Origin of the sequence: Streptomyces sp. NPDC091649, assembly GCF_044756785.1 — a bacterium.
In the GTDB taxonomy this organism is placed as follows: Bacteria; Actinomycetota; Actinomycetes; order Streptomycetales; family Streptomycetaceae; genus Streptomyces.
Genome location: NZ_JBIVTR010000011.1, coordinates 32913 through 51821, shown reverse-complemented (window position 1 = coordinate 51821; position 18909 = coordinate 32913). Strand labels below are relative to the sequence as shown.

The following is an 18909-nucleotide window of genomic DNA, read 5'->3' as shown; positions in this document are numbered from 1 at the left end:
ACAAGGGAAACCACCGTGATCTCCGCGAAGGAACTCAAGAACCCCCACGTCGTACGACGCGACCTGCTGGCGTCACTCGTCGTCTTCCTCGTCGCGCTGCCGCTGTGCGTCGGCATCGCCGTCGCCTCCGGAGTGCCGGCCGAACTGGGCCTGGTCACCGGTATCGTCGGCGGACTCGTCGTCGGCTTCCTCCCTGGCAGCAAGCTCCAGGTCAGCGGGCCCGCCGCAGGACTCACCGTGCTGGTCTACGAGGCGGTCAAGGAATTCGGCCTCGGCACTCTCGGCCCGATCGTGCTGGCCGCCGGGCTGCTCCAGGTGGTGCTGGGCCTGGCGCGGTTCGGCCGCTGGTTCCGCGCCATCTCCGTCTCCGTGGTGCAGGGCATGCTCGCCGGCATCGGCCTGGTCATCGTGCTGGGCCAGGTGTACGCCATGGCCGACACCGAACAGCCGGGCAGCGGTCTCGCCAAGCTGGCCGGGCTCCCCGGCCTCGCCGTCGAGATCATCACGGACCAGGAGGCCATGACCGCCTTCGGTCTCGGCGCCGGAACGGTCGCCCTGCTGCTGCTGTGGCCGAAGCTCCCGGCGACCGTACGCCTCGTCCCGGCGCCCCTCGCCGCGGTCGCCCTGGTCACCGCCGTCGCCGCGCTGGCCGGTCTGCGGCCGACGGTGGCCGACGTGAACGGGCTGCTGCACGTCATCGACCTGCCCGGCGGGGCGGAGTTCGCCCGGCTCGCCGACGTGGCGGTCATCGGCACCGTCCTGGCCTTCGCCCTCATCGCCTCGGCCGAGAGCCTGTTCAGCGCGGCGGCCGTCGACCGGATGCACGACGGCCCCCGCACCCACTACGACAAGGAGCTGGTGGCCCAGGGGGTGGGCAACACCCTCTGCGGGGCACTCGGCGCGCTGCCGATGACCGCCGTCATCGTCCGCAGCGCCACCAACGTCCAGGCCGGGGCGACCACCGCGCTCTCCCGGATCGCCCACGGACTGTGGCTGCTGATCTTCGCGGCGCTGCTGCCAGCCGCCGTCGGGATCATCCCGCTGGCCGCACTCGCCGGAATCCTCGTACACGCCGGGTGCAAGCTGGTTCCCGCCAAGGAGTTCGGCCCACTGTGGCGCGAACACCGGGGGGAGGCCGTGCTGCTGGCGGTCACCGCGGTGGCCATCGTGGTGACCAACCTCTTCGAGGGGGTCGTACTGGGGCTGCTGCTGGCGGTGATCAAGTCGGCGTGGGAGACCTCGCATGTCCAGCTCACCACCCATCCGCTCACCGGCGGCCGGGTCGTGGTGACCCTCACCGGGAACGCCACGTTCCTCCGACTGCCCCGCATTCTGGAGCAGTTGGAGAAGCTCCCGCAGGACGAGCCCATAGAGCTGGACCTGACCGGACTGCGCCACCTCGACCACGCCTGCCGGGTCGCCCTGGAGAACTGGGCGCGCCGGCACAACGACGCGGAGACCGAGCCGGTGACGATCCGCCGGTAGCCCGGGAACCGGTCAGCGGGCAGACCGCGCCGAGCGGGTCCGGGGCCGCCGTGTCGTACGGCCGCGGCGGCCCCGGACCCGGGACCGCCGCGGAATCTTCGGATCAGGCTGCCTGGGCGAGGAGTTCGGCGCGGCCGAAGAGGAGCGCGTAGCCGGGCGGCAGGCAGCTGACGACCTGGGTGACGAGGTCGTCCCCCACCAGCGCGGCGACCTGGCTCAGGACGACGCCGACGTCCCACCGCACCGTCGCCGGCGTGCCTCCGGTGCGCTCGGCGAGATCGCGTACGAAGGCGGCCCCGGAAAGCGGCTTCACCGCGGGCACCTCGGCGATGAACGCGTGGGCCGCTTCCCTGGGCAGGGCGGCGGCGAACGCGACGCGTTCCTCACCGGTCACCTGGCGGCCGAGTGCGCCCAGCACCGCGCGGAGACTCTCCTCGGCGCGCTCGCGCGTGGGGTAGGCCCCCTCGTACCGGATCCTCTCCAGCAGCAGGTCGATCGCCGCGTCCGCCGGTGCGCAGGCGTTCCCAGGCTCGTGGATCATCGTGACAGCAGCCCTTCTCGTCAGTACGGCTCTGGTCGGTACGCCGCCCGCCCCGGCGGGCTCGCCGTCGAGGCCGCAGGGGGGCGGGCGGCGCGGTGCAACAAGGTCAGGTGTTCTCCGGACGCCCGCCGAAGAACACGTCGTATCCCGGCGGGAGCTGGAGCAGGGTGCGCCGCGTGAGTTCCTCGCCCGCCGCGTCCGCGGCGACGCTGAGAACGGCTCCGACGTCCCACTGGGCGGTCTGTTCGCCTGCCCCCTCGATCCAGGCCGCGGTCGCGCGCACGAACCGCTCGGGGGAGAGCGGCTCGGCGGCCTGGAGCGGATTGAGCAGGATGAGGGCCATGGTCTCCGGGAGCCGGGCGGCCAGTTCGGCCCGCTCCCTTCCCACCAGATGCGCCCCCAGCAGGGCCAGCACGACGCGCGCGGCGCGTTCGGCCTCCGTTCGCGTCCCGTACTCTCCGCGCTCCCGGACCTTGTCCAGGAACGCCTCCCATCGCAGGGTCACCGCAACCGCTCCCTCGGGTGGTGCGGGCGGGAGCCGGGACCGTGGCCGGAGGAAGAGCCGTCCCGGCCCCCGCCGCTGTCGCGGGCGGACCTGGGTCAGCCCTGGATCTGCTTCTGCCTGCGCCGGGATTCCCCGCCGATCGCGATCTTACGGGGCTTGGCGCGCTCGGCGATCGGGATGCGCAGGGTCAGCACACCCGCGTCGTAGTCGGCGTCGATCCGGTCGGTGTCGAGGGTGTCCGCGAGGACGACCTGGCGGGAGAAGACGCCCAGCGGACGCTCGGAGAGCTCCATCTGCACGTCCTCGGCGTTCACCGCCGGCCGGCGTTCGGCCTTGACGGTCAGCATGTTCCGCTCGACGTCGACGTCGATCGCGTCCGGCGAGACACCGGGAAGGTCGAATGCCACCACGTACTCGTCGCCCTCTCGGTACGCGTCCATCGGCATCGCCGAGGGGCGCGACCACGTGCCGGGGCGCAGGAGCTGCTCGGTGATCCGGTCGAGTTCACGGAAGGGGTCGGTACGCATCAGCATGGCGGATACACCTCCAGTCGATCGGGCGGATAGCCCGCGCTTTCACCTGACACTGTTGTAGCATGTCATCCATTGGATGACAAACAAGGATGTCGCCGGAAGGATGACACGATCATCGCGCACCCCGAGGAGCCCCCGTGCCCACACCAGCCCAGCCCGAGCCGGCCCACCGCCACGACCCGGACGCCGTCTCCTTCCTCGCGGCGTCGGCGGCCCTGAGGGCCATCGACGAGGCGGTCCGCGACGCGCAGGCCGGCACCGGGGCCGCCTCCTCCGGTTCGGCGCCCGACCCGGAGCCGACGCAGGCGCTGGTCTCGCTCCAGCTGCTGCGTGAGGTGCGGGAGCGGCTCGCGGGCTGGGAGACCGGGCTGATCGAGACGGCCCGCGCGGCGGGAGCGAGCTGGGCCGATCTCGCCGACCCGCTGGGCGTCGCCAGCCGCCAGGCCGCCGAGCGACGCTATCTGCGGCTGCGTCCGGGCTCCGCGGGCAGCACCGGGGAGCAGCGGGTCCGGGCCACCCGGGACCGCCGGGCGGGAGACCGGTCGATCAGCGTCTGGGCCCGGCAGAACGCGGCGGACCTGCGCTCCCTCGCCGGGCAGGTCACCGCACTGGCCGACCTCCCCGCCCCGGCCGGTCCCTCGCTGGACCGGCTCCGGCAAGCACTCGGCGGCGACGACCCGGCCGCGCTGATCACCCCGCTCACCGCGCTCCATCCGCACCTCACCGCGGAGCACCGGCAGTTGGCGGACCGGGTCGGCTCCCTCGCCCGCCACACGAGCCGCCTGCGCGAGGACACGGCCACCCGGCGCCGGAACGGCTGACCACGCGCAAGCGGGCCCGGGCCACCCGGCCCGGGCCCGCTTGCGCGTCCTCGTCCTCGTCCTCGTCCTCGTCCTCGTCCTCGACGGATCGGCTCCCCCGCCGGACGGTTACGGCTTGCGGGCGACGAGCCCCCACTGGTCGACGGGCACCGCGTCGTCCTCCTCGGGCCGCCAGCTGTCGATCGAGACGAAACCGGGCTCGACCGGCTCCAGACCCTCGGCGCAGCCGGTGATCTCCTCCGGGTCCCGGACGAGGTAGGGCGGGTTGTCGCCCGACGCGTACGCCTCCTGGGCCGCCAGTGTCTGCGGTGTCTTCACCGTGTCGCAGAGCACCAGATAGCTTCCCGACGGCATCCGGGCCATGTACCGCTGCACGACGTCGATGCCGTCGGCCGGAAGGAGGTGCCCCAGGGTCGAGAGCAGGAGCACGGCGACGGGCCGGGACAGGTCGAGCGTCTTCGCCGCCTCGTCCACCACCGCGTCCACGTCGGACAGATCGGCGTCCACGTAGGCCGTACGCCCCTCGGGGGCGCTGGTCAAGAGCGCCTCGGCGTGAGCCAGGACGATCGGGTCGTTGTCGACGTAGACGATCCGCGAGTCGGGCGCGATGCTCTGCGCCACCTCGTGGGTGCTGTTCGCCACCGGCAGCCCGGTCCCGACGTCCAGGAACTGGCGTACGCCCGCCGACACGATGTGGTGGATGGCCCGGATCTGGAACGCGCGTGAGGCACGGGCGATATCGACCATCTGCGGGTAGGCCGCGCTCACGACGTCGGCCAGGTCCCGGTCCACCGGGTAGTGGTCCTTGCCGCCCAGCCACGCGTTCCAGACGCGTGCCGAATGGGGGATGTCGGACCGGATCCGACGGCGGAACTCATCGCTGTCGACGCTCATGTCTCTCCTCTACTCACTGTCCGTGCAAGGCTGTTGACCGGATTCTCCCTGGTCGGAGCCCTGGAGGTGACCGTACCCCGCCGCCCCTCCGCGCGCAGCGGGTACCGGCCCCCCGGATCGTCCTTACGGCGGCCGGAAGCGCCGCGCCAGCCTTTCCCGCGGTACCCGACCGCCTTTCGTCACCCTGTGCGGCGGTCACGTCGCAATCGGTGCGGGGGTACGGGGGTGGGCTCGCGGCCCGGGCGTGAGCACACCGGCTACGGCGCCGGGGCCGGGCGGTCGTGCTCGGCCGCGGGGCACGCGTTGCCGCCGCGGGCCGGAAGTCAGCTGATCAGGAGGGCGCTGTCCCACGACGTGGCCGGCACGGTCCCGGTGGTGTAGGCGTGCAGGGCGAGGGCGATGCCCGAGGCTCCCTCCGGAAAGCCGGGGCGGTCCAGTGCGCGGGGGGCGAGTGTGTGGGAGTAGCGGAAGCCGAACGGGGCCTCGGGGTCGAACCCGTCCAGCACCCGCGCCGCCAACCGGTCGGCGGCCGCGTGGAGGTCCGGTTCGGCACTGTCGCGGGCGGTGCGCTGCGCGATCCGGAGGAGTCCGGCCCATCCGTGGCACAGCGCGGAGTCGCGGATCAACGCGTCGTCCGCCGCCGTCAGCGCGCCGCGCAGCGCGGCCTCCGCCGTGGCGCGCCACTCCGGCCGGTCAAGCGCGGCCCCACCGCCTGCATGAATATCCTCCTCCTGTACTGGCCAATTGACCGCCGCTCAGTAGAACAATGTGGCATGCCCCTGCCAACAAGCGCGACGCGGTCGCGCCGCTCTGCTGGAGGTTCCATGCCACCCCCCGCCGCCCGCCCCTCCCGGCGCAGGCTCCCTGCCGCCCTGCTCGCCGCCGCCCTCGCAGCGGTCACCCTCGGCGCCCCCTCCCCCGCCTCGGCGTCACCCACCGCCGGCGGGGACTACCTCGTCGGGCGCGGCATCGCCGACGTCACGGGCGAGGCGGCCGAGACCGGAATGATGGGCTATTCCAGCTTCGACCAGAAGACGTCGGGCATCCATCAGCGGCAGAGGTCGCGCGCCTTCGTCGTCGTCGACCGGTCGAGCGGCAAGCGCGTGGTGTACGTCAACGCCGACCTCGCGATGATCTTCCAGTCCGTCCAGCAGGGAGTCATCGCCCGTCTCAAGGAGCGTTACGGGGACCTGTACGACGAGGAGAACGTCCTTCTGTCGGCCACCCACACCCACTCGGGACCCGGCGGATACTCCCACCACGTCGCCTACAACCTCTCCGTCCTCGGTTTCCAGAAGGAGACCTACCGGGCCGTCGTCGACGGCATCACGGACTCCGTCGCGGAGGCCCACGAGGACCTGAGACCCGGCACGATGAGCCTGGGCACGGGGACCCTCACCAACGCCAGCGTCAACCGTTCCCGGGAGGCGTTCGACCGCAATCCGGCCTCCGACCGGTCGGCCTTCCCCGACGCGATCGACCCGGCGATGACCGTGCTGCGCTTCAAGCAGGGCGACGAGGACGCGGGCGCGATCAGCTGGTTCGCCACCCACAACACCTCGATCACGAACGGGAACACGCTCATCAGCCCCGACAACAAGGGCTACGCCGCCTACGCCTGGGAGCACGACCACGCGGGCGTGCGTCACCTCGACGACACCCCGGGGTTCGTCGCGGCCTTCCCCAACACCAACGCCGGCGACATGTCGCCGAACCTCAACCTGAAGCCGGGGTCCGGGCCCACCGAGGACGAGTTCGAGAACACGCGCATCATCGGCGAGCGCCAGCTCGACAAGGCCCGCGAGGTCTACGCCGACGCGCGGCCCGTCTCCGGAGGCGTCGACTCCCGGCTCGCCTACGTCGACATGGAGAACGTGACCGTACGCCCGGAGTACACCCCGGACGGCGAGGAGCACCGCACGTGCCCCGCCGTCGTGGGCGCGTCCACGCTCGCGGGCAGCGTCGAGGACGGTCCGGCGATCCCCGGCTTCGAGGAGGGCACGCGCACCCCGGTCGCGGGCATCATCGACGCACTGCGCCTGGACACCCCGTCCTGGCTCCGCACCTGCCAGTACCCGAAGGCGAGCCTGATCCCCACGGGCCTGCTGAGCGAGATCCACCCGGTCACCCCGCAGCGCCTCCCGCTACAGATCATGAAGATCGGTGAGCTGCACCTGGTGGCCGCTCCGGGCGAGTTCACGATCACCTCCGGCCTCCGCGTACGCCGCACGGTGGCCGAGCGGCTCGGCGTCCCGCTGGACCGGGTCCTGCTCCAGGGGTACGCCAACGCCTACAGCCAGTACGTCACGACGCCGGAGGAGTACGACACCCAGAACTACGAGGGCGGCTCCACGCTGTACGGCCGCTACACCCTGCCCGCCTACCAGCAGGAATACGCCCGGATCGCGGACTCCCTGCGCGAGGGCACCGCCCTGGAGCGGGGCACGGCGCCGCCGGACGAGTCGGGCCGGCAGTTCACCTTCCAGACGGGGGTCGTGTACGACAACCCGCCCGCGGGCAAGGCGTACGGCGCGGTCCTCAAGGCCCCGGACGCCGCGTACGCGCGCGGCTCCACCGCGACCGTAGAGTTCGCCACCGGGCACCCGAAGAACGACGTCCGCCGGGGCTCCACCTTCCTGGAGGTGCAGCGGCTGGAGAACGGCTCGTGGAAGCGGGTACTGGACGACGGAGACTGGGAGACCACCTACCGCTGGACGCGGCTCAACGGTCTGACCGGCACCTCGAAGGCCACGGTCACCTGGGACATCGCGGCGGACACCGCACCCGGCGCCTACCGGGTCGTGCACCACGGGGACGCGAAGAACCTGCTCGGGAAGATCACGCCGTTCACCGGGGCGACGGGGACCTTCACGGTGCGGTAGAGGCTCAAAGTGTGCGCGGGGTGGGCTGGAACCAGGCGGGTCCCTCGGTGAGGGCCTGCTTGATCCGGAACAGGGCGAACTCACCGAGCGGCGGGAGCCCGTCCAAGGAGAACCAGCCCACCTCCAGCGACTCGTCGTCGTTGACCCGCGCCTCGCCGCCGGTCGCCCGGCAGCGGAAGGTGACGTCGAGGTACTGGCAGCGGTCGCCGTTGGCGTACTGAACGGGGGCCAGCGCCTGTGTGAGCACCACCCGCTCGGCCACGCAGTGGACGCCGGTCTCCTCCAGCACCTCGCGCTCCGCCGTCGCCGCCGGCTCCTCCCCCGGTTCGGAGATCCCGCCGATCACCGACCACTTCCCCGTGTCCGCGCGCCGCCCGAGCAGCACACGGCCGTCGTCGTCGAGGACGACGGCCGTCACTCCGGGCAGCAGCAGCAACTGGTGCCCCGCGGTGGCGCGGATGTCACGGATGAAGTCGGGAGTAGCCATGGATCCGAGCCTACGTGGCCGAACGGGGCGCTCCTACGCGGTCCCCTCGCTCCGGCGGGCCCGGACCGCCGAGACGCTCACCCACCCCAGGCCCGCCAGGGCCAGCAGCGCGATGACGCCCTCGGGCAGGGGACCCATCCGGGTGGCGGGGGTGAGCGAGGAGCGCAGCGGGACCTCGGCGACGAGGGCGTCGGGGGTGAACATCCCGCTCTTCTCGACGATCGTGCCGTCCGGGCGGATCACCGCGCTGACCCCGCTGGTGACGGGGACGACGACGGCCCGGCCGTGCTCGACGGCCCGCACCTGGGACATGGCCAGCTGCTGGTAGGTCATCTCGCTGCGGCCGAAGGTGGCGTTGTTGCTCGGCACGGCGATCAGCTGGCCCCCGTGCGTGACGGTGTCGCGTACGGCGTCGTCGAAGGCGGCCTCGTAACAGGTCACGAGCCCCACCTTCGTGCCCGCGAGGTCGAAGACGCCGACCTCGGTGCCGGGGACGAACTCGCGCTGCACGCGGTCGACGTCCTCGCTGAAGAAGCGGGCGACCGTGCGCATCGGCATGTACTCGCCGAACGGCTGGATGTGGCGCTTGTCGTAGGTGTCGACGGGGCCCCGGTCGGGGTCCCACTCGATCAGGGTGTTGCGCAGGCTGTCGGGGCCCTTCTCGACCACCGAGCCGACGACCGTGGGGGCGTCGATGGCCTTGACGGCGCCGTCGATGACCCGGCGGGCGTCCGCGTTGAGGTAGGGGTCGAGGTCGGAGGAGTTCTCCGGCCACAACACGAAGTCGGGCTGCTTCTCCCTGCCCGCCTTCACGTCCTCGGCCAGCTGTGCGGTGCGGCGGGCGTGGTTGTCCAGGACGGCGCGGCGCTGGGAGTTGAAGTCGAGGCCCAGGCGCGGCACGTTGCCCTGGACGGCGGCGACGGTGGCGGTGCCGTTCTCCGCGGAGCCGTCGACCAGCGGCAGCGCGGCGAGGGCCGCGACGACCGGTACGAGGACGCTCGCGGCGGCGCCTGCGACGGCCGCCCGCGGGACCTTCCCGGTGGACCGGTACCGGACGAACCGGCGCACGGCCTCGTAGAGCCCGAAGCCGCACAGCACGACGGCGAAGGAGAGCAGCGGGGTGCCGCCGAGCGCGGCGAGCGGCAGGAAGGGGCTCTCGGACTGGCCGAAGGCGATCTTGCCCCAGGGGAAGCCGCCGAACGGGATCCGGGCGCGGACCGCCTCGTCCAGCGTCCAGACCGCCGCCGCCCACACGGGCCAGTACGCGAGGCGGGTCACCGCGGCGATTCCCAGGCACCCCACCGCGATGAACAGCGCCTCCGCGGCGGCGAGCGCCAGCCACGGCACCGGGCCGACGTCCTCACCGGTCCAGTGCAGCAGCGGGAGCATGAAGCCGAGGCCGGACAGGAGGCCGAGGCCGAAGGCGGCCCGCGGCCCGCGCCCGTGCAGCACCCACCCCAGCAGAGCGAACCCGGGCAGCACGAGCCACCACAGCGGCCGGGGCGGGAAACTCGCGTAGAGCAGCAGTCCGGACAGCACGGCGGCGGCCGGGCGAAGGAGCCGCGGCAGCGGACCGGTGGCCGGGGAAGGGGGCGGCGGGTCGGCGACTGGAGTCATGGTGGCGCTCACCCGGCGGAGTCTACGGTGGGCCGCTGTGAACGGCGGCGTTGACCTGCGGCGGGCCGGTGTGCGGACGGCGGTCCCGGGGGGACGGTTCGCCCCGGCGCGGACGGTTCCGGGGGGCTCGTCGGCGGCGGGCGGGGCCCGGTCGGGCGCCGGCAGGTCAGTGGCCGGCCGGTCGGCCGCCCGGCCGTTTGCCGCCGGCCGGCAGGTGGAGGCGCTGCCGGATGAACCGTACGGCCGTCTCCGCGTCGTCGACCGTGACGGTGAAGGTGCGGCCGTCCCGGAGGCGCAGGATCATGCCCTCGCCCTTGCGGACGACGACGGCGGTGCCCTGCTCGGGACGCCAGCGGTAGCCCCAGCCGCCCCACTGTCGGGGGTTGACCCGGGGGACGTACTCCGCGCCCGTCACATGGCTGAGCAGGATCCGGCGGCGCGGCAGGCCGGCGTGGCCGCAGCGCACCTCCAGGCTGTCCCCGTCGACCCTGACGGCCACGTGGACGAAGGCGAGCGTTCCGAAGAGGATCAGCAGTCCGGCGGCGAGGCAGCCGACCACCGACATGAGCAGCGGGGCGATGCCCGAGGTCCAGGCGCCGTCGACGGCCAGCTCGATGCCGAGGGCGACGCAGCCGGCTCCCGCGAGCGCCAGCAGCCACTGGATCCGGTTGGTGGCGCGGCCGTTCCACTCCGTGGGCGGCGCCTGGCTCGACCCGTGCCTCGCACTCTCGGGGTGGTCCGTCATAGGCAGCAGCGTAGCCGCGTTCCGGGTTCCCGGCCGGGGCTGCGGGGGCCGATCGGGCTATCCGGTCCCGGTCCGGCGGGCGTCTTTGGGGCCCGGTCAGCGTACGGGCGCGGCGGCGGCCAGCATCCGGCCCTCGGCATAGGTCAGGGCGGTCTCCGGGAGGGCTGCCAGGCGGCCGGCCTGGAGCACGGTGAGCGTGCCGGAGGGCTCCGCCGTCGGGGCGGGGTCCGCTCCGATCCGGCGCAGCGCCTGGGCGGCGACCGCTCCGGCGGACCCGTGCAGGGCCAGCGGCGGGCGGCCGGGCCGCTGCACGGCGTCGCGGATCCGGGTCGCGACCAGCTCGTAGTGGGTGCAGCCGAGGACGACGGCCCGGACGCCGGGCGGGGTGAGGGCGGCGGCCGCCGCGACGGCCCGGTCGATCCCGGCCTCGTCGCCGTGCTCCACGGCGTCGGCGAGCCCGGGGCACGGGACCTCGGTGACCTCGGCGGAGCCGCCGAAGTCCGCGATCAGCCCGCGCTGGTAGGCGCTGCCTGTGGTGGCCGGGGTGGCCCAGATGGCGACGGAGCCGCCGCCCGCGGCGGCGGGCTTGATCGCGGGCACCGTGCCGATGACCGGCAGGGCGGGCTCCAGCTCGGCGCGGAGCGCCGGCAGGGCGTGGACGGAGATGGTGTTGCAGGCGACGATCAGTACGTCGGGACCGTGGGCCGCGGCGGCGCGGGCGACGTCCAGGGCACGCGCGGTGACGTCCTCGGGCGTGCGGGGTCCCCAGGGCATCGAACCGGAGTCGGAGGAGAGCACGAGTTCGGCGTCGGGCCGCAGGCGGCGCACCGCGGCCGCCGCCGCCAACAGGCCGATTCCGGAGTCCATGAGTGCGATCTTCACCCGGTCACCCTAGCCGACAGCCCTTGCGGACCGGGCTCAGTGGGGCAGACTGCGGCGGATGAGCGCCGTTGCCTGGATCGCCGTGGGTTCGCTGATCGCGTGGATGTGGCTGCTGCTGGGGCAGGGCTTCTACTGGCGGACGGACCAGCGGCTCCCCCGGGGCGCCGACCCGGCGCGCTGGCCGTCGGTGGCGGTGGTGGTACCGGCCCGCGACGAGGCGGAGATGCTTCCGGTGAGCCTGCCGTCGCTGCTGGTCCAGGACTATCCGGGTGAGGCCCGGGTCATCCTCGTCGACGACTGCAGCAGCGACGGCACCGGGCGGCTGGCCCGGGAGCTGGCCGCCCGGTACGGCGGGTTCCCGCTGACCGTGGTGACGCCCGGTGAGCCGGAGCAGGGCTGGACGGGCAAGCTCTGGGCGCTGCGGCACGGGATCGCGGTGGCCCGGCGGGACGGGCCGGACTTTCTGCTGCTGACCGACGCGGACATCGCGCACGAGCCGGACAGCCTGCGCGAACTGGTGGCCGCGGCCGGTTCCGGGGGCGAGGGCGGCTTCGACCTGGTCTCGCAGATGGCGCGGCTGCGGGTGGAGAGCGTGTGGGAGCGGCTGGTGGTGCCCGCGTTCGTCTACTTCTTCGGGCAGCTCTACCCGTTCCGCCGGGTGAACCGGGCCCGGTCGCGGACGGCCGCGGCGGCGGGGGGCTGTGTCCTGCTGCGCACCGAGGCCGCCGAGCGGGCGCGGATCCCGGAGTCGATCCGGCAGGCGGTGATCGACGACGTGTCGCTGGCTCGGGAGGTGCGGCGCGGCGGGGGCCGGATCTGGCTGGGGCTCGCGGACCGGGTGGACAGCGTGCGGCCGTATCCGCGGCTGACGGACCTGTGGCGGATGGTCGCGCGGAGTGCGTACGCGCAGTTGCGGCACAGCCCGCTGCTGCTGGCGGGGACGGTCCCTGGGCTGCTGCTCGTCTACGTGGCGCCGCCCGTGACGCTGGTGGCGGGGCTGCTGACGGGTGACGGGCCCGCCGCCTGGGCGGGCGGCGCGGCGTGGGCCGTGATGACGGCGACGTATCTGCCGATGCTGGCCTACTACCGCCAGTCACCGTGGCTGGGCCCGCTGCTGCCGCTGACGGCGGTGCTGTACCTGCTGATGACGGTGGACTCGGCGGTGCGGCACTACCGGGGCCGGGGCGCCGCCTGGAAGGGCCGTACCTATACGCGCCCGGAGGCCGCGCCCGACCGGTGACGCCGCCGGGAGGCGGCGTCGTCGGGGCGGGCGCCGGCGGGGGCGGGTCACTTGCGGCCGGGCGTCCAGTTCATGCCCCAGCCGTAGGCGGCGTCGATGGTGCGCTGCGGGCTGACGCCCCGGTCCGGGACGAGGTAGCGGGCCTCGCGTCGTACGGTGAGGTCGCCGCCGTCGTTGGTGATCAGGGCCAGGGCGCAGACGGTGGAGGGCACGGTGCACTCGTCGAGGGAGAAGTCGATGGCCGCGCCGTTCTGCGGCTGGAGGGTGACCGTGGCGTGGAGATCGGCGAAACTCCGGGCGCCCTCGTAGATGGTGACGAAGATCAGTACGCGCCGCAGCAGGTCCTTGTGGTCGAGGTTGACGGTCATGTTCTCGCCGGTGGAGAGCGCACCGGTGCGGTCGTCACCGTCGAGATGGATGAAGGGCGGCCTGTTCAGCGACCCGAACGCGTTTCCGAGTGACTGCACGACTCCCTTCCGGCCGTCGGCGAGCTCGTACAGGGCGCAGAGGTCGAGATCGAGATCGGCGTGCATGGCGACGGCCCGGCCGAGTTTCGCTCCCCAGCCCTTGAACTGTTTGCGCACCTCCCAGTTGAGGTTGACGCGCAGCGCCCCGGAGGTGCCGCCCTGTTTGGCGAGGGAGACGGACGGCGCGCTCTTGGTCAGCGTGACCTTGGTCAGCCGTACGGGGGCCGCGGCGGGCGGGGCCGCGGAGGCGGGGGGTGCGGACGGAGCGGAGGCGGGGGCGGCGGGGGCCGCCGGAGCCTCGGGAGCCGCCGGGGCCGCGGGCTCGGGTGCGGCCTGTCGCGGTTCGTCCACGGAGATGCCGAAGTCCGTCGCGAGACCTTCGAGGCCGGTGCTGTAGCCCTGCCCGACCGCGCGGAACTTCCAGGCGCCCTGACGCAGATACAGCTCGCCGAGGATGAAGGCGGTCTCGACCGTGGCGTCCGTGCTGTCGAAGCGGGCCAGCTCCGCGCCGTCGGCCGCGTCCGTGATCCGCACGTGGAGTCCGCTCACCCGGCCGAAGCTCCCGCCGTCCGCCGAGGCCGCGACGACGATGCGCTCGATCGCGGGCTCGGTCTTGCCGAAGTCGACGAGGAGGGTGTCGGTGACGCGGTCGGGAGCGGTCCGCTTGCCCTCGTGCCGGACCGCTCCCGACGCGTGGGCCGGCTGGTTGTAGAAGACGAAGTCCGCGTCACCGCGGACCTTTCCGGCCACCAGCAGGAGCGCGGAGGCGTCGACGTCGGGGGCGCCCGGTGCGACGTCCCAGCCCAGTTCGACGCGCACGGCTCCGGCCGGCACCGGAACGTTGCTTCCCTTTTGCATGGTCATGCTCGCCCCCATCACGTCCGGCTGCCCGCAGGCTTTCCCCCACAACCTAATCCCCGCCACCGGCGCGGTGGGCCACACCCGTCCGGAGACGGTCCGCGCGGCCTTCGGGCAGCGGGGCGGCCCGGGCGCCGCGCCGGAGGCGGCACCCGGGCCGTCGTGTACCTGTGGCGGGAAAGCCTCCGGTACGCCGGGGCCGTGGTGGACGGCGTCCGGCCCGGCCTAGCGGCCCGCCGGGCGAGGGGGCCTTCGCCGTCCGGAGCGGCGACCGCGAGGACGGCCTCGCGTGCGCCGTCCGTCGCCGGCAGGCGGTCCTGGGCGGAGCCGCCGCTGTGCGTGCTCCACGCCTCCAGGGCGGTGCGGCAGGCATGGTCCAGGTGGCGCAGCCGCGAGAGGTCGAGCGCCACCGGCCGGTCCTTGGGCAGGGCCTCCAGGGTGTCGAGGATCAGCGGCAGGCGCAGGAAGGTGGCGCTGCCGCTGAGGGAGACCGTGGTGCGGTCGTCCTGCTCGTCGACGTCCAGACGGACGGCGGAGGTCTCCCGCGCCGTCTTGACCACGGCCATCCCGATGCCGAGGAGGACGCCCGTGAACATGTCCGTGAGGACGATCGCCAGCGCGGTCGCCGCCAGGACCACGGCCTCGCCCCGGTGTTCGCGCCAGAGCTGGCGGAGGGCGGTGACCGGGATGAGTTTCGCACCGGCGTGCACGAGCACGCCCGCGAGCACGGCGACCGGGATCAGCCCGAGCTCGGTGGGGAACAGGGCCGCGAACAGCAGCCACACACCTGCAGGATCCGGGACGCCAGGCGACGCGTCCCCGCCCCCGCCGCCGTCCTCGTCGTGGTCGCCGCCCTTGTCCTCTTCCCCGTCGTCCCCGCCGCCGTCGTCAACGTCTTCGCCGCCGTCGCCCCGGGGCGCCGGGGACGGTTTCCCGTCGTCCCGCGAGGGTGGTGGCACCGCGTCGGCCGCACCGCCTTCCGGGCCGTCGCGGGAGGTGTCCTTCCCGTCCGCGGCCTCGGGCGGTGGCGGTGGCGGCACGGCCCGGCCGCCCGAACAGGCGGGGGGCGGGGAGGCCGGGCGGCCGGGGCCGGGTGCGGCGGTCCGTGCGGGGCGGGCACGACCAGCACGGGCCCCATTCAGGGCGGCACGTTCTGCCCGGGCCATATCCGAACGACCAGTAACACTGGTGTCCCTGAGCGTTTTCCAACCGCACGCTGATGAGTGGTGAAGGACGCGGACGGCCTTCACTACGTCGGTGATCCGGTTGGTGCCGCAGCGGAGCTGCGACTTACTTCGGCGGGTAGAAGCCCGCCGTGAAGCCGGTGACCCACGAGCGCTCGCCGTGCTCGGGGACGTACGCGGCGACGCCCCCGGCGACCCAGGCGGGAGGCTCGACGTCAGGGCCGAGCGGGGTGACCTTGTCGGCGGCCAGGTCGACCTCGACCGGGAGCGGGGGGCGGCCGGAGCGGTCTGCCCTTCGAGGTCACGGGGAGTGTCACCTCGCCGTCCACCGAGCCGTCCTGCCCTGACACCGACAGCTCCACTGGCGCGCCGGTCCGGCGCACGACACCGGTCCGCAGATCCCGCGCCACCACCTGCGTGGACCAGCCGTCCCGGGCGTCCTTGAGGAAGAGGACCTCCTTGGCGTGCGGCGCGTACACGGGACGGCTGAGCCCCTCCGACGACTCCACGGCCCACCCCCCTCGACGGCACCCTGCTGCCGATCGACCACATCACCGCCGGCACCCCCTACTACTCCGGGAAACACAAGCGCCACGGCATGAACGTGCAGGTCCTCACCGATCCCTTCGGACGACTGCTCTGGGCCTCACCGGCTCTACCCGGCTCGACTCACGACCTGACCGCCGCGCGACAGCACGGGATCATCGAAGCCCTCACCGAAGCAGGACTCAAATGCTGGGCGGACAAGGCGTATCAAGGCGCCGGTGGCCTCGTCCGCGTACCGTTTCGGGGCCGGCGCCTCAAGCAGTGGAGGCGCCGCCACGACATCACCCACACCAAGATCCGCTGTCTCGGCGAGCAGGCCATGGCCACCCTCAAGGGGTGGCGCCTCCTGCGGAAGCTCCGCTGCAGCACCAACCGAATCACCGACGTCGTGAAGGCCGTCCTCGTCCTTCACCACTCATCAGCGTGAGGTTGGAAAATACTCATTGCGCTGGATTCCCCTGTACTGCCGGGAATTCGGCCCGTTCGACGAGGGCGCACTGCCGCACTGGACCATGGTGTGGTTCCTCCATGAGCAGCAGATGGGCGTTTCCCTCGCGGACATTTCGGAACTGAAGCCCGTGGCGGCCTGAGCAGATCCCTCCCGCCGTCCGGCGGGCGTCACGATGTCGCCGCCGGCACCACGGTTGACCCTCCTGGCCCAGGTCGCCGCGGTCTCGATCATGGCGGTGACGCCCGTGCACGTGCCGGCACACGGTCACAGCCCCGGGGCCGCGCGGCTCGTGCTCTCGCCGAGCGGCGAGAGCACGAGCGCCTCGCCTTTGCCCGCCCGGACGCTGTTCGCCTTCCCGCCGGAGTGCGCCGACGCCGTTGACGGCCGGGGGCGCGCGGGCCGAAGCCCTCGCCCACCAGCGGAAAGGGGCCTGCTGTTCACGCAAGCTTTATCGGCGTCTCGGCAGGCCGGACGCACAGAACCAGCGTAAAACGGATAACCCGACGATTGGGACTCCCCATCCAGCACATCGTGCGCTTAACTTAGGTGGCATGACGTCCCCCCGCTCCACCTTCGGCGGCGGCTACTACGCCGCGTCGTTCCCCGACACTCCGATCTACGACTCCTTGGTCGCGGAGCGGGGAACCCCTCAGATCGCTCCCATCCGGGTGCCGGCGGCCTATGACACCGGCAACAGCTACCTGCCGGCCCTGCCGTCGGCACTGCCCGCGCTGCCCGCGGCCCCGTCGCAGCCGACCGGCTCCTACGGCTACCCGCAGCAGCAGCAGCCGATGCCGCAGTACCAGCAGGCTCCGGCGCAGCCCGCGCCGATGCAGCCCGCCCAGCTGCAGCACGCGCCCGCGCCGTACATCCCGCAGCAGCCCTCGGCGGTCCGCGGCTATCCGCAGCAGCCCCAGCCGCAGCGCCCCGCGCCCACCTCCGGCTACGAGTCGATGCGCCCGGCCTCACCGCGGCCCGCGCCCGCGCAGTCGCCGTACGAGGACCCGTACAACCGGCCGTACCAGAGCCGGGGGTACTGAGCCGCGGCTCCGCGACGAGGTGCGCCGGGGGACGCACCGAGAGCAGGCGGACCACGCTTCCAGGGACCGCGCGTACCGGGTCCGGGGGCGCTGGCAGGATGGGCGCATGAGTTTTCCCGTGCTCCGTTCCGCCCACGTCTATCCGGTCAAGTCGCTCGCCGCCCGCGCGTGCGACACGGTGGCCGTCGAGCCATGGGGACTCGACGGCGACCGCCGCTGGATGCTGGTCGACAAGGCGTCCCGGGCGGTCACGCAGCGTCAGCAGCCGTCCATGGCGCGGATCGCGGCCGATCCGCTGCCGGGCGGCGGCGTACTCCTGTCCGCACCGGGCCGGCCGCCCCAGCGGGTCGAGGCGGCGGAGTCCGGGCGCACGCTCAGCGTGGAACTGCACCGGGACACCGTGGTGGTGGCGGAGGCGCCGGGCGAGGCCCACGACTGGCTGAGCGCCGTGCTCGGTACGGAGGTCCGGCTGGTGCATCTCGACGAGCCGTCGCACCGCAGGCCCGTCGATCCGCGCTTCGGGCGGCCGGGGGACATGGTTTCCCTGGCCGACGGCTACCCGTTGCTGGTCACCACCACGTCCTCGCTCGACGCGCTCAACGCCCTGGTCGCCACGGGCGACCGGCCGCAGGACGGACCGCTGCCGATGGACCGTTTCCGGCCGAACGCGGTGGTCGAAGGGACCGAGGCATGGGCGGAGGACGGCTGGCGGCGGATCGCCATCGGCGAGGTCGCCTTCACGGTGGCCAAGCCCTGCGGCCGCTGCGTGATCACGACGACCGACCAGCGCACCGCCGAGCGGGGCAGGGAGCCGCTGCTCACGCTGGCCCGGCACCGCCGGTCGGGCAAGCAGTTGGTCTTCGGCCAGAACCTGATCCCCGAGGCGACCGGAGTGATCCGGGTCGGGGACCCCGTCCGGATTCTCGGCTGAGGGGACGCCCGGCTCCCCGGAGGGCGACAACGACAGACCGACGGTGTTCGATCGACGGGAACGGGGGCACGGGCGTGCGGCTGCGGTGGGGACCGCCTGGCGGGCGGCGCAAAACGCTGCGCCGTCCCACCGACCGCCGCGAGGCCCGGGTGGCGATCGGAGCGCTGCTGCTCCTCGTGGTCGGCGCCCCGGCCGCGGGCTGGGCGGGCGGGGCGGCCGCCCACGCCTCCCTCCAGCGGTCGGTGCGCGCCCAGCACGAGGAGCGCCACCCCGTCGACGCGGTCGTGGTGGGCCCGGTGCCGTGGGAGGAACGGTTCGCCGGAGACCCCGAAGGCGGCTCGGAACGTGCCGCGCGCACCTGGGTGACGGCGTCCTGGCAGGCCCCGGACGGCGGCCCGCGCACCGGGAGGGTGGCCACCGCGTCGCGGCCCGCCGCCCCGGGGTCGTCGGTACGGATCTGGACGGACCCGGACGGCCGGCCCGTTCCACCGCCCATGGACGCGGGGACCGCCCGGACCCACGCGGTGCTGGGCGGTGCCGGTGCGTTCCTGCTCGCCGCCGGATGCGTCGAGGCGGGCCGCAGGCTGGTCGTGGGCCGTATGGCGCGGCGGCGGTACGCGCGGCTGGACCGGGAGTGGGCGGCGGCGAGCCGGGAGTGGGGCAGGTCCGGAAGCGACGGCTGACCACGGTCTCCCCGGCCGGAGGCGGCCACCGCCCGGAACCGCTCCACGGGCCGACTCGTCAACTCCCGCCCCTCACGCGCGCTACGGTGGTCCGACCCCGTCCGCCTCCCCGGCGGC

Annotated in this window: 18 protein-coding genes and 2 pseudogenes; 9 read left to right on the top strand and 11 right to left on the bottom strand. The window is 73.4% G+C overall.

What is annotated here, in order from left to right; all coding sequences use genetic code 11:
* Window positions 1–15: 15 nt before the first annotated feature.
* A complete protein-coding gene (locus ACIQMU_RS19670; RefSeq protein ID WP_352240968.1) occupies window positions 16–1485 on the top strand; it encodes a SulP family inorganic anion transporter in 1470 nt (489 codons plus the stop codon).
* 103 nt (window positions 1486–1588) lie between these two features.
* On the opposite strand, the gene ACIQMU_RS19665 is transcribed toward ACIQMU_RS19670, so the two are convergent.
* From ACIQMU_RS19665 to ACIQMU_RS19655, 3 genes are all read right to left on the bottom strand, one after another.
* On the bottom strand, window positions 1589–2026 hold the full coding sequence (locus ACIQMU_RS19665) for a DUF2267 domain-containing protein (protein WP_352240969.1): 438 nt from the start codon (window positions 2024–2026) through the stop codon (window positions 1589–1591).
* Window positions 2027–2132: 106 nt separating this feature from the next.
* Entirely contained in the window at window positions 2133–2531 is a 399-nt protein-coding gene (locus ACIQMU_RS19660; RefSeq protein WP_402689306.1) for a DUF2267 domain-containing protein, read from the bottom strand.
* A 95-nt stretch (window positions 2532–2626) separates the two neighbouring features.
* Window positions 2627–3064 carry an Hsp20/alpha crystallin family protein gene (locus ACIQMU_RS19655; RefSeq protein WP_352240971.1) on the bottom strand — a complete coding sequence of 146 codons (438 nt, stop codon included), beginning with the start codon at window positions 3062–3064 and terminating at the stop codon, window positions 2627–2629.
* A gap of 137 nt (window positions 3065–3201) precedes the next feature.
* Here ACIQMU_RS19655 and ACIQMU_RS19650 point away from each other — a divergent pair, with 137 nt between their 5' ends.
* A complete protein-coding gene (locus ACIQMU_RS19650; protein WP_352240972.1) occupies window positions 3202–3885 on the top strand; it encodes an HSP18 transcriptional regulator in 684 nt (227 codons plus the stop codon).
* A 108-nt stretch (window positions 3886–3993) separates the two neighbouring features.
* On the opposite strand, the gene ACIQMU_RS19645 is transcribed toward ACIQMU_RS19650, so the two are convergent.
* Both ACIQMU_RS19645 and ACIQMU_RS19640 read right to left on the bottom strand, forming a co-directional pair.
* A complete protein-coding gene (locus tag ACIQMU_RS19645) occupies window positions 3994–4779 on the bottom strand; it encodes an SAM-dependent methyltransferase (protein ID WP_352240973.1) in 786 nt (261 codons plus the stop codon).
* Between the two features lie 323 nt (window positions 4780–5102).
* Complete coding sequence (locus ACIQMU_RS19640) at window positions 5103–5501, bottom strand: lanthionine synthetase LanC family protein (RefSeq protein ID WP_402689383.1); 399 nt, start codon at window positions 5499–5501, stop codon at window positions 5103–5105.
* Between the two features lie 102 nt (window positions 5502–5603).
* Between ACIQMU_RS19640 and ACIQMU_RS19635 the strand changes: the two genes are divergently transcribed.
* Window positions 5604–7661, top strand: a complete 2058-nt coding sequence (locus tag ACIQMU_RS19635) for a neutral/alkaline ceramidase (protein ID WP_402689305.1) — start codon at window positions 5604–5606, stop codon at window positions 7659–7661.
* A gap of 4 nt (window positions 7662–7665) precedes the next feature.
* Here ACIQMU_RS19635 and ACIQMU_RS19630 read toward each other — a convergent pair whose 3' ends face one another.
* The 4 genes from ACIQMU_RS19630 to ACIQMU_RS19615 all read right to left on the bottom strand — a co-directional run bounded on the left by ACIQMU_RS19630 (window position 7666) and on the right by ACIQMU_RS19615 (window position 11392).
* On the bottom strand, window positions 7666–8148 hold the full coding sequence (locus ACIQMU_RS19630; protein WP_352240976.1) for an NUDIX domain-containing protein: 483 nt from the start codon (window positions 8146–8148) through the stop codon (window positions 7666–7668).
* Between the two features lie 33 nt (window positions 8149–8181).
* Window positions 8182–9765 carry an apolipoprotein N-acyltransferase gene (gene lnt / locus ACIQMU_RS19625; protein ID WP_352241020.1) on the bottom strand — a complete coding sequence of 528 codons (1584 nt, stop codon included), beginning with the start codon at window positions 9763–9765 and terminating at the stop codon, window positions 8182–8184.
* A gap of 166 nt (window positions 9766–9931) precedes the next feature.
* Entirely contained in the window at window positions 9932–10510 is a 579-nt protein-coding gene (locus ACIQMU_RS19620) for a hypothetical protein (RefSeq protein ID WP_352240977.1), read from the bottom strand.
* 96 nt (window positions 10511–10606) lie between these two features.
* Window positions 10607–11392, bottom strand: a complete 786-nt coding sequence (locus tag ACIQMU_RS19615) for an aspartate/glutamate racemase family protein (RefSeq protein ID WP_352240978.1) — start codon at window positions 11390–11392, stop codon at window positions 10607–10609.
* 58 nt (window positions 11393–11450) lie between these two features.
* Between ACIQMU_RS19615 and ACIQMU_RS19610 the strand changes: the two genes are divergently transcribed.
* Entirely contained in the window at window positions 11451–12632 is a 1182-nt protein-coding gene (locus tag ACIQMU_RS19610; RefSeq protein ID WP_352240979.1) for a glycosyltransferase, read from the top strand.
* 47 nt (window positions 12633–12679) lie between these two features.
* On the opposite strand, the gene ACIQMU_RS19605 is transcribed toward ACIQMU_RS19610, so the two are convergent.
* Window positions 12680–13975 (bottom strand): TerD family protein, encoded by a 1296-nt coding sequence (locus ACIQMU_RS19605; RefSeq protein ID WP_402689304.1) that lies wholly within the window; start codon window positions 13973–13975, stop codon window positions 12680–12682.
* A gap of 206 nt (window positions 13976–14181) precedes the next feature.
* Window positions 14182–14843, bottom strand: a pseudogene (locus ACIQMU_RS19600) (SulP family inorganic anion transporter); the annotation flags it as partial.
* Window positions 14844–15661: 818 nt separating this feature from the next.
* On the opposite strand from ACIQMU_RS19600, the pseudogene ACIQMU_RS19595 reads away from it, so the two are divergent.
* The 5 genes and pseudogenes from ACIQMU_RS19595 to ACIQMU_RS19575 all read left to right on the top strand — a co-directional run.
* A pseudogene (locus ACIQMU_RS19595) lies at window positions 15662–16114 on the top strand (transposase family protein); the annotation flags it as partial.
* Window positions 16115–16130: 16 nt separating this feature from the next.
* Complete coding sequence (locus tag ACIQMU_RS19590; RefSeq protein WP_352240981.1) at window positions 16131–16277, top strand: hypothetical protein; 147 nt, start codon at window positions 16131–16133, stop codon at window positions 16275–16277.
* A gap of 412 nt (window positions 16278–16689) precedes the next feature.
* Window positions 16690–17178 (top strand): DUF6643 family protein, encoded by a 489-nt coding sequence (locus ACIQMU_RS19585; protein WP_352240982.1) that lies wholly within the window; start codon window positions 16690–16692, stop codon window positions 17176–17178.
* 106 nt (window positions 17179–17284) lie between these two features.
* Window positions 17285–18109: an MOSC domain-containing protein gene (locus ACIQMU_RS19580; protein ID WP_402689303.1), complete on the top strand. Its 825-nt coding sequence runs from the start codon at window positions 17285–17287 to the stop codon at window positions 18107–18109.
* A gap of 74 nt (window positions 18110–18183) precedes the next feature.
* A complete protein-coding gene (locus ACIQMU_RS19575; RefSeq protein WP_402689302.1) occupies window positions 18184–18792 on the top strand; it encodes a hypothetical protein in 609 nt (202 codons plus the stop codon).
* The last annotated feature ends 117 nt before the right edge of the window (window positions 18793–18909 follow it).

Excerpts from the sequence above, each read along its gene's own strand:
- ACIQMU_RS19665 (WP_352240969.1), bottom strand. The coding sequence starts at position 2,026 with ATGATCCACGAGCCTGGGAACGCCTGCGCACCGGCGGACGCGGCGATC.
- ACIQMU_RS19655 (WP_352240971.1), bottom strand. The coding sequence starts at position 3,064 with ATGCTGATGCGTACCGACCCCTTCCGTGAACTCGACCGGATCACCGAG.
- ACIQMU_RS19645 (WP_352240973.1), bottom strand. The coding sequence starts at position 4,779 with ATGAGCGTCGACAGCGATGAGTTCCGCCGTCGGATCCGGTCCGACATC.
- ACIQMU_RS19635 (WP_402689305.1), top strand. The coding sequence starts at position 5,604 with ATGCCACCCCCCGCCGCCCGCCCCTCCCGGCGCAGGCTCCCTGCCGCC.
- ACIQMU_RS19630 (WP_352240976.1), bottom strand. The coding sequence starts at position 8,148 with ATGGCTACTCCCGACTTCATCCGTGACATCCGCGCCACCGCGGGGCAC.
- lnt (WP_352241020.1), bottom strand. The coding sequence starts at position 9,765 with ATGACTCCAGTCGCCGACCCGCCGCCCCCTTCCCCGGCCACCGGTCCG.
- ACIQMU_RS19620 (WP_352240977.1), bottom strand. The coding sequence starts at position 10,510 with ATGACGGACCACCCCGAGAGTGCGAGGCACGGGTCGAGCCAGGCGCCG.
- ACIQMU_RS19610 (WP_352240979.1), top strand. The coding sequence starts at position 11,451 with ATGAGCGCCGTTGCCTGGATCGCCGTGGGTTCGCTGATCGCGTGGATG.
- ACIQMU_RS19605 (WP_402689304.1), bottom strand. The coding sequence starts at position 13,975 with ATGGGGGCGAGCATGACCATGCAAAAGGGAAGCAACGTTCCGGTGCCG.
- ACIQMU_RS19585 (WP_352240982.1), top strand. The coding sequence starts at position 16,690 with ATGACGTCCCCCCGCTCCACCTTCGGCGGCGGCTACTACGCCGCGTCG.
- ACIQMU_RS19580 (WP_402689303.1), top strand. The coding sequence starts at position 17,285 with ATGAGTTTTCCCGTGCTCCGTTCCGCCCACGTCTATCCGGTCAAGTCG.